The following is an 8,898-nucleotide window of genomic DNA, read 5'->3' as shown; positions in this document are numbered from 1 at the left end:
CGATATATGCGAAACGCAAAGAAACGATTGAGCGTGTATTTGCAGACGCAAAAGAAAAGCATGGTATGCGTTGGACAACGTTAAGGGGACTTAAAAAATTGTCGATGCAGGCGATGCTTACTTTCGCTGCCATGAATTTGAAGAAAATGGCCAACTGGATATGGAAAGGTCCGGAAATGGCCAAGTAGATGAGGATGAGAGAGGTCAGCATACACCAAAAAGGGTAAAAAAGTAAGAACAATATCAAAAGGGGTTCGGAATGTGACCATTCCGAACCCCTTTTGTCTACAATCTGAGGTTGCCATAAATGCAACCAAATTTATATATAAGTGGTCTTCAAAAATATATTAATCATTTTTTTTGTCGTCTTCATTTGAAAACTTATCATCTATTTTTTTATTTAATTCATCTATTCCATTTTTTAGCACTCTGAGATGATTAAATACTCTAGAAATTATATATATTATTATTACAAATACTATTATATTAAAAACCGCATCAAACCCATCCATATTATTAAAACCTCCAAATATTTGTGTTCTTATTTTTGTCATTTCCGATTGGTAAGATCTACTAATAAGAATAATAACATAAGATTGTCTGAATTATTTTTATTTTTATAATTATTAACTCCTCCATCTTTATTTAAATATTTTTTAATAGAATTATTAAGATAATCGATGCTGAAACCCATCTCTTTTATAGATTTAGCATAAAAGTAGACATCAAAGAATGGAGAATCGATTTTTTGTTTTTTATATTTTTTATCTAATAATTGTTTTATTTTGCTTTTATCTATTTCTATACTATTGAATGATTTATTTATTGCTAGAACAGTAGCTAGCACATCTGGAGATATTTTTTTTATGTTATTATTTTTTAAGATTTGTTGCAACATTTTTTTTACCTTTAATTTAAAGTCTTCATCAAATTTATAATTTAAACTTTTACCTATCAAAATAAAATATTCAATTTCACTCAACATACCACTATTATTTAATAAGTTTTCTATATCCTTTTCTGTAATTTCATGCGATGTAAATCCTTGTTCGTATGTTTTTATATCATTTAATAATTGTTTTTTTTGAATGGAAGTTAACGGACTTTCAATTAAATTTAAACCATAATATTTAATGTGCCAATTTAATTCATTTTTGTGCTCCCAAAAAAATTGATTACTGATCTTATTTTTTTTGTTATTTTCTAATATATTAAGGATATTATCAGCTAATATAGTTTCTTGAATGGTACCAGTTGGGACATTTTGAAGATTTATAAAAATTCCATATTGCTTTTCCATTTGACTGTTTAGAATACTCATGTTTTTTTGAACTAAAGTAATCTGATTTAAGTTCTTTAATATTTTTAATCCGAGATATGTTCCTAGGTTTCCATCAGAATATTTATCCATATTCATAGAGAATCCAAAATTCTTATCATAAAAATTAAGAATATGATTTAATAAGAGATTCTTATCTATGTTATTTTGTAAATAATAATTAATAAAATACAGATAGTAAATATTTAATAAATCATTATTATTATTTTTCAAATCATTATTTAATTGAGTAAGATATGTTTTGGTATTTTTGATTTGAATAATCTTTTGATTTGTGTAATGCTCAATTTCTAAAATTGATAAGAGAGAACCGTTGTCTTTTATTAAAATACTTTTATTATTTTTCAACCATTTAACGAGAGATAGTATACTTTGTTTGTCTATTTCTTCGTAGTGAAATTTAATAATAAAATATAACTGGTTTAATTTTTGAAAAATGGTTTCTTGTTTAGTTGACTTTTGTTTTGTGATACTTTGAATTAAGTCATTATAATTTAATTCATACACTTTATTTTGATTATGGAGATATTTCTTATAAAGATAAGTATATTTGATTTTTTCTTCTGTATCAGTTGGTTTATAATTGTTTAAAAATTTTATGATAAATGATGGATTAATTTTGAAATTTATTATATTAGCTATTTCTTGGTATCTCCAAATATCATCTAATGTTGCTAAAGCATTATTTTGGTTTAAAAGAGAGTAGTCATAATACAATTTATTTTTAGCGTTATATGTAGATTGTACTTTTTTTATAGTATTTACTGTCCAATCTTGATTATAAATATTAATAGATTTTTCAGTGTTTGTTTTTTTATTACATCCTACTTGAATTAACAATAAAAAAATACAAATTAGGATAAATAGCTTTTTAAAAAACATTTTTGCGCTCCTTATTTAATTAAAGAACCCCTCTTAAATGAGGGGCCTTTAATTATTATTTATCAACCACCGATAGATCGGATCTTAGAAAAATCTTACTGATGTGTAAACTGTTGAGCTACCAGCATTAGAGAAACTTACTGAAGATTTAACTTCGAATTTAGTTGTTAGAGTACTAAGATTTTGAATTCTAACATTTTCAAAGTTAGCATGAGCATATGTTTTTTCACCTGATTTATAGCTTGTTGAATCACTACCAACATTCTTTGTAGCAGTAAATAAAGACCAAGTTGAATTATTAAGAGAAATGTTAGGAACTACTCCACTTGCAGAAACATCTACAGATGCAGTAGCCTTAGTAGGTTTATAGCTACCTTTGAGATAAGCTGTATAACCCCATCCGTCAAATTCATTTTGATATATACTTTTCCAAAAACCTGGATTTCCTTGATTAACATTAATGACACTTGCTGCACCTTTATCGGTACCGAACCATTGATTATTATCTTTGTGTGCTAATATACCATTGGCCATTGGACGAATACCACCAACAAGAGAATAACCATCTTCAGAATTTCCAACCCTGTTTGAATTAAATTCCGACAATAGAACGTTTTTAACTTCTTGCGGAGCAATATCTTCACTTAGGTTTTGAATAAATGATTTGTCAGGAGAATCATTTTCAGCAGCTTGAGTAATATTTGTTAAACTAAAGCTACTCAAAATCAATCCTCCTACTAAAACCCCTACTTTTAACAATTTCATTCCTTTTCCCCCTTTTTTTGCTTATTTTGGGTAATTATCCCTATACTAGAATATTCTTTATTTTTAGATTAATCAATAGGTATTTTTTACTATTTCAATTTATTGGAATAGTTCTTTTTTTGTTATCTTTTTTTGTATTTGGGGAACCGCCAACATTTTGACGAAAATATACGCTAAGCATCTTTAGAAGCATAAAAAGTACATTTTCCATACTCTAAGCCGAACATCACTGTTTCAAAATGTATAATTCTAAAGTGTTATATGTCATTTTTAAAAAAGTAACTATTTGACACGGCAAATTTGAACAATTTCAGTAATGTCATAAAGCTTAAATTTTGAAAAACTAATGTTTTATCATTCTTGCTTTCTCAGCGTATAAAATGTTAAAATGTTGGCTTTACCCCTTAAAAAAATAATCGGTTTCTTCCCCTTCTTACTAAACGTTTTTAAAACATGGTTTTATATTTAACGTTATAAACTTATTAATCTATGAAAAGTTCTTGTTCCTGAAAGGACTGTCCTAAAACGTTACCCCTTTTATACGGTTTTTATGATGGCGAAATCGTTTGTTGATAGAAAATCTTGATGTAATGGTCATCCACTATTTCGTAACCTAAAATTGATATTATCCGGTGATAGTCATTTATAGAATTTAAATAATCCAATTCAGATTTAACATCAAACCAACTATCAACGATGGTAAACTGTGCATTTATAGCTCTTTCTTTGTTAACTGGTTGGATTTTAAGCAAGGAATGAATCTCTTCCAGGGATAAAGAATAATAATCAATTACTTTATTTGGGTAGGTTTCTTTTACTCGAAATCGTAGAGTTTCATCTAAATATTGCATAAACACTTCTCCTGCCTTCCGTATGGCGTTAGTTCCCCTAAAGGGGGATGATTTTTCCCGTTTGACGAGAGCTTGGAATCGTTCGCATAGGGAAACGGTCAAGGGTTTCAGCTAAAAAGTTTTTCGTTACGAAGTGATCTTAGAAAAAGTTTTTAGCCCCTTGACTGTTCCACTCGTTTCTTAGTTTCTAATCGGGAGGAGTAACGAGGCTCACCCGATTGGAAACTTAGAAACGCTGCGAATCGATACCATGCGGAAGGCAAATGGGAAAGATCTGTCCCAAGGTTTTGCAAGCGAAAAAAGGATGGAAAGCCCCCGTAAAATGGTCTTAAAGGGGGCTTAGGAGTGAGTCAAGGGATGCAGCGCAGAATTTGCCTTATGGATGCAAGACTTAGTTGAGTTGGGATATGGAGAAAGGACAAAGGAAGCTTTGGACCGCCTTTTGGTCCATTAGCTGACTTGGGCTTTTGGAATTGGCCATACGAAACTTGTCTTAGCAGCCGTTGGCCAAATTCGAGAACACCCTTGACCACTCCGTCCGGCCTTTTTTCGTGGCAATACAGGGCCGTTGGTTTTTCTCATGGATTTCTGGAATGTTTCAAAAATACGCATCAAATGAAAATAAAAAACCAAGCGTTTTTATATGCTTGGTTCTTGTTCTTGAAAGGATATTCCTAAAATGTAATCAGTTGCTTTTTGCGCTTGGCTCGCTGCTTTGACAACCATTGTTTTATCATCTTTTAAAGCTCGTAACCATGATTGAATGTATGCTGCGCTATTTTCTATTGTTATAGTGTCGATTCCTGCAACATTGCATAAGAAGGAGGCTCCCATTTCTGCGATTAGTTCTTCCTTGGAATAAACTTCATCCCCGAAGGCTACTGCTTGATTAGTAATCCCCTTCCGTTCTAATCGGCTTTTATGCCCTGTGCTATGAACCATTTCATGAAAGAGTGTGCAATAAAATTCTTCAGCGACTTTAAAATCCTTTAAAGGCGGGCAATTAATAACGTCCAGTGTTGGATAGTAAACAGCTTGTCCAGGATTAAAAGTATAATCGGGGCAATTTATATATCCTTTAAAAATAGCTTCAGCCTTTTCGATTGGGTTATGTTCATAAGTTTCTGTACTTCGCTTACTTTCCAATCCTTCTACCTGACTATTAATCTCAAATACTTTATAGTATCGAAGAAATGGAATTTTTTCGATTTTGTTTGATTCCTCGTTTTCCTTCTCTATCCACTTCCAAAAAACAACGATATGACCTTTTGCACCTTTCTTGACTTTACCGCCTGCCTCCTTTATCTGTTTAAACGTTGCATATTCCCCAGGCTCCAACAACATTGTATTAATTCCTCGATATGGCTTTTGTGTCTTCCAATTTACTGCGTTCGCATTCGTCCAAGGTTTTCTCCAAGGGATAACACCTTCTTCTAATTTCTCGATAATTTTTTCAGTTACTAATTCATACACATTTGACATATTATTTCTCTCCTTTGCCTTCCGCATGGCATTAGTTCCCCTAAAGGGGGATGATTTTTCCCGTTTGACGAGAGCTTGGAATCGATCGCATAGGGGAATGGTCAAGGGTTTCAGCTAAAAAGTTTTTCGTTACGGAGTGTTCTTAGAAAAAGTTTTTAGCCCCTTGACTGTTCCACTCGTTTCTTAGTTTCTAATCGGGAGGAGTAACGAGGCTCACCCGATTGGAAACTTAGAAACGCTGCGAATCGATACCATGCGGAAGGCAAATGGGAAAAATCTGTCCCAAGGTTTTGCAAGCGAAAAAAGGATGGAAAGCCCCCGTAAAATGGTCTTAAAGGGGGCTTAGGAGTGAGTCAAGGGATGCAGCGCAGAATTTGCCCTATGGATGCAAGACTTAGTTGAGTTGGGATATGGAGAAAGGACAAAGGAAGCTTTGGACCGCCTTTTGGTCCATTAGCTGACTTGGGCTTTCGGAATAGGCCATACGAAACTTGTCTTAGCAGCCGTTGGCCAAATTCGAGAACACCCTTGACCACTCCGTCCGGCCTTTTTTCGTGGCAATACAAGGTCTTTAGGTTTTTAAGGTTTCCGTCATCGGACACTCGTAAAGAAAGCCCAATGGAACAAACAGAGTGTTGGTTTGATACTATCTACGCGCTCTTTGTAGATAGTATCAAGCCTTACAGTCTGTTGGTCGTCTTGGGCTTTTAGAGGGGAGCGAGATGCAATCAGATGTTAGGCAGCGTAGTTGGCTGCCTTTACAGATGATTAGCAGACCCTTTGGGTGACCCCAAAAAGGTATAAAAAAAAGATGACTTTAAAAGCCATCCAAAGAAAACATGCACACAACACAAAAAACGTACCTTATAAAATGTTTCAAAACTAATGTATTTTTACTAATGTATTTTTATTATTCATCCTCCACCGTGTAACTTATTTTTTTATTCCTTTTTTTCGTTTGGTCATCCTTCTTTTGCTCAATATAATCACGTATGGTTTCCGTGAGCCAATAGGGTTTTCCCTTGAACATTAAATCCTCTTTCGGTAACACTCCTCGGTGAAAGTAGACACTTATTTTATGGTCTGAAAAGGGTATTCCTTCATCAGTTAACATTTTCGCAAATTCCTTTTGGTTCTTGTAATCATCGACATTTTCTCGAACAAAAGTATGTGTTTTTTCAGGAAGTAAAAAGGTATCTTTTTCAAAAAATGTTTCTATGCTAGACAAGGCAAATTCCAGCCAATCCCCTTCCAACTTTTCATAAAGAAAACGGAGATTAAAATTCTCATGCTCTGGATTTTCAAAAAACCAACATAACTCCAAAAATACCTTTTCTATTTTTCCTAAACCTTTTAAAGCTTCTGCTGCCTTTTCAATATCGGAACCACAATTAATTTTATCCCTTATCATTGGAAATACTTGAGTAATTTGTTTTGTAGCGTTTTTCAATTTTGTTATCTCCTCTACGCGTTTAGTAACTAAACATTATTATACGTTAAAATGTTTAGTTACACAACACGTTTTTTTAAAAAAACCTATTTTATATTGCGTTTATATCTTTCATAATTTGTTTAGTTACTTCCATATTTTTAATGCTTGAAGCAAAGTCATACCACCACAATAACTCTAGTCGCTTTTCTTTGTTGTGAACTTTGCTAAATTCTTTTACCATTTTTTCAATAATTTCTTTTTGTTTATTTGTATATTTCATATTAAACCCTTTCATGAGAGAACACCTTTTTCTTAATGGATAATTCAAAGCGAATTTCAGCTTCTTTATAAAGAAATATAGAATAAGAATCGTTACTTTCGTGAATATCTAAATGTTCATCTATATCAATCTCATATTCATCTAAAAGTTCCTTTAATTCCTCATTTGCAACTTCTTTAGCTTTTGTAAAATCAAAATATATATCAGCAAAACTAGATAATTCGTAACATTCTATTGTTTCCTTTAATCCATATAAAATATATATTTCCATTTAAAGAGAACCTCCGTTTTTTTTTATTAGCCTTCCTCTTTTAAGAGGAAGGCTCGTTTTTTTATAAATAGCCTTTTTCCTTTAGACTTGTATATTCTCCTTTGGCATTCACAATTAGATGGTCTAAAACGTCTATCCCTAGAATCTTCCCTGCTTCATTTAATCGCTGAGTTACCGCTACATCTTCCCTGCTTTCGGTACAGTCTAGGCTAGGGTGGTTATGAGCTACGATAATACTCGTAGAGTTATTTAAAATTGCTGATTTAAATACTTCCCTCGGGTGTACTATGGATGCGTTAATGGAACCAACATGACAACGATGAATGGCATTTATTGTGTTTTTAGTGCTTAGACAAATAACCAAGAAAACTTCTCTATCTTCGTCCCCTATAAAACTTGCGGCAATTTTTGCTCCATCCTCTGGTGATTTGATTTTTTCTAGAACTAAACCTCTGTCACACTCCTTAATCTCTTGCTTGATTCGTACCACTTCGTAAATTTTTTGTGTTTTGTGCATGTTCTATCTCTCCTTTTATCTGTTTACAAAGGGTGTGTATCGTTCCCTCTGTTCACCTGTAACGAAAGCGCCGGAGGAATGGAAGGCAAGGGAGACAAGCAAAAAAGTTTTTCCTTCCACTCTAATTTTTTTCAGTGTGTTTGCCGTGATCCTTGAGATGGGGCAGCATTTTTATTGGCGGCCTTTTGCCAATGAAAATGCTGGAACAGGTCAAAGAATCACGAGCAAACCCGTTCTACTTGGAATCGGAGGGAGCAAAAGATTACCTTAAAAGGTAATCTAATCTTTTGCGACTGACGAGGCCAAAGTAGAACGTGAACGCCCACTATTTAAATAAAAGGAAAAAGTTTTTTGCGCCCTTGCCTGGAATGACGGAGAAGCTACAGTGAAAGGTGGACAGAGGGAACTTCCGGATTATGGGGTTGTCTTGAATGTTTTAAAAATGTTCTTTTAAAATAAAAAAAAAACGGATGCAGTCCGTTTTTTCCATGCCCTTAAAGCCCTTTAAAAATAAAAAGCTTGCGTTTAGCAAGCTCTCCTTATTAAATTAATATCCATATGCCTTTGTTACTGCATCGTCACATTCGTATCCTTCGTTAATAAATTTGATGTACTTTACATATACTTCGCCCTGATTATCCACTTCATTTTGCTCCATGTATTTTTTTATATCTGCAAAAAGTTTTTTTGTATCAAAGTAACAAGATACCTCTTCCATGATATCGAAGTCTTCACTATAGGCAGCGTACACTTCAATTATTCCAGTCTTTTTATCTACGTCCATTCGGAACAATGATTGTTCACAACCAGACTCTTCAATTACAATTTCTTTTCCTTCAAATTCATAGCCTACAAAATCTAATGTTTCATGGTCGATGATAAAGTTTAAGTATTGAAATTCTCCCATATTTTCGATATCCCTGATTTCAATGTCTTTTTCATTTGTCATTTGTTTATCTCCTTTATTTCTAAAATTTCAGGAGGAATCTTTCATTCTACCCTTCCCCCTGTTCACCTGTAACGAAAGCGCCGGAGGAATGGAAGGCAAGGGAGACAAGCAAAAAAGTTTTTCCTTCCAC

Annotated in this window: 11 protein-coding genes; 1 reads left to right on the top strand and 10 read right to left on the bottom strand. The window is 33.2% G+C overall.

The window, feature by feature from the left end; all coding sequences use genetic code 11:
- Positions 1 to 188: transposase (locus NSQ59_RS27495; protein WP_340833334.1), on the top strand; the 188-nt coding region annotated here is incomplete at its 5' end.
- 159 nt (positions 189 to 347) lie between these two features.
- Here NSQ59_RS27495 and NSQ59_RS27490 read toward each other — a convergent pair.
- From NSQ59_RS27490 to NSQ59_RS27445, 10 genes are all read right to left on the bottom strand, one after another.
- The gene (locus NSQ59_RS27490; protein ID WP_340833332.1) at positions 348 to 512 is read right to left on the bottom strand and encodes a hypothetical protein; all 165 of its coding nucleotides are present in this window, start codon (positions 510 to 512) and stop codon (positions 348 to 350) included.
- Positions 513 to 550: 38 nt separating this feature from the next.
- Positions 551 to 2,221 (bottom strand): hypothetical protein, encoded by a 1,671-nt coding sequence (locus NSQ59_RS27485; RefSeq protein ID WP_340833330.1) that lies wholly within the window; start codon positions 2,219 to 2,221, stop codon positions 551 to 553.
- Between the two features lie 84 nt (positions 2,222 to 2,305).
- Positions 2,306 to 2,986, bottom strand: coding sequence for a hypothetical protein (locus NSQ59_RS27480; protein WP_340833329.1), 681 nt, complete (start codon positions 2,984 to 2,986; stop codon positions 2,306 to 2,308).
- 548 nt (positions 2,987 to 3,534) lie between these two features.
- Complete coding sequence (locus NSQ59_RS27475) at positions 3,535 to 3,837, bottom strand: hypothetical protein (protein ID WP_340833327.1); 303 nt, start codon at positions 3,835 to 3,837, stop codon at positions 3,535 to 3,537.
- A gap of 639 nt (positions 3,838 to 4,476) precedes the next feature.
- Positions 4,477 to 5,319 carry an ArdC family protein gene (locus tag NSQ59_RS27470; protein WP_340833325.1) on the bottom strand — a complete coding sequence of 281 codons (843 nt, stop codon included), beginning with the start codon at positions 5,317 to 5,319 and terminating at the stop codon, positions 4,477 to 4,479.
- A 910-nt stretch (positions 5,320 to 6,229) separates the two neighbouring features.
- Positions 6,230 to 6,769, bottom strand: coding sequence for a hypothetical protein (locus NSQ59_RS27465; protein WP_340833323.1), 540 nt, complete (start codon positions 6,767 to 6,769; stop codon positions 6,230 to 6,232).
- 91 nt (positions 6,770 to 6,860) lie between these two features.
- Entirely contained in the window at positions 6,861 to 7,031 is a 171-nt protein-coding gene (locus tag NSQ59_RS27460) for a hypothetical protein (protein WP_340833322.1), read from the bottom strand.
- A gap of 1 nt (position 7,032) precedes the next feature.
- On the bottom strand, positions 7,033 to 7,302 hold the full coding sequence (locus NSQ59_RS27455; RefSeq protein WP_340833321.1) for a hypothetical protein: 270 nt from the start codon (positions 7,300 to 7,302) through the stop codon (positions 7,033 to 7,035).
- 61 nt (positions 7,303 to 7,363) lie between these two features.
- Positions 7,364 to 7,819 carry a JAB domain-containing protein gene (locus NSQ59_RS27450; protein WP_340833320.1) on the bottom strand — a complete coding sequence of 152 codons (456 nt, stop codon included), beginning with the start codon at positions 7,817 to 7,819 and terminating at the stop codon, positions 7,364 to 7,366.
- A 547-nt stretch (positions 7,820 to 8,366) separates the two neighbouring features.
- Positions 8,367 to 8,768 (bottom strand): hypothetical protein, encoded by a 402-nt coding sequence (locus tag NSQ59_RS27445; protein WP_340833319.1) that lies wholly within the window; start codon positions 8,766 to 8,768, stop codon positions 8,367 to 8,369.
- Positions 8,769 to 8,898 lie beyond the last annotated feature (130 nt).

Origin of the sequence: Margalitia sp. FSL K6-0131, assembly GCF_038008735.1 — a bacterium.
GTDB classification, from domain to species: domain Bacteria; phylum Bacillota; class Bacilli; order Bacillales; family Bacillaceae_C; genus Margalitia; species Margalitia shackletonii.
The sequence above is the reverse complement of the archived record's forward strand: the minus strand, read 5'-3'. Positions and strand labels throughout refer to the sequence as shown.

Bases quoted from the DNA above. Each gene is read 5' to 3' on its own strand.
- NSQ59_RS27480 (WP_340833329.1), bottom strand. From the start codon at position 2,986: ATGAAATTGTTAAAAGTAGGGGTTTTAGTAGGAGGATTGATTTTGAGT.
- NSQ59_RS27490 (WP_340833332.1), bottom strand. From the start codon at position 512: ATGGATGGGTTTGATGCGGTTTTTAATATAATAGTATTTGTAATAATA.
- NSQ59_RS27470 (WP_340833325.1), bottom strand. From the start codon at position 5,319: ATGTCAAATGTGTATGAATTAGTAACTGAAAAAATTATCGAGAAATTA.
- NSQ59_RS27455 (WP_340833321.1), bottom strand. From the start codon at position 7,302: ATGGAAATATATATTTTATATGGATTAAAGGAAACAATAGAATGTTAC.
- NSQ59_RS27450 (WP_340833320.1), bottom strand. From the start codon at position 7,819: ATGCACAAAACACAAAAAATTTACGAAGTGGTACGAATCAAGCAAGAG.
- NSQ59_RS27475 (WP_340833327.1), bottom strand. From the start codon at position 3,837: ATGCAATATTTAGATGAAACTCTACGATTTCGAGTAAAAGAAACCTAC.
- NSQ59_RS27485 (WP_340833330.1), bottom strand. From the start codon at position 2,221: ATGTTTTTTAAAAAGCTATTTATCCTAATTTGTATTTTTTTATTGTTA.
- NSQ59_RS27460 (WP_340833322.1), bottom strand. From the start codon at position 7,031: ATGAAATATACAAATAAACAAAAAGAAATTATTGAAAAAATGGTAAAA.
- NSQ59_RS27445 (WP_340833319.1), bottom strand. From the start codon at position 8,768: ATGACAAATGAAAAAGACATTGAAATCAGGGATATCGAAAATATGGGA.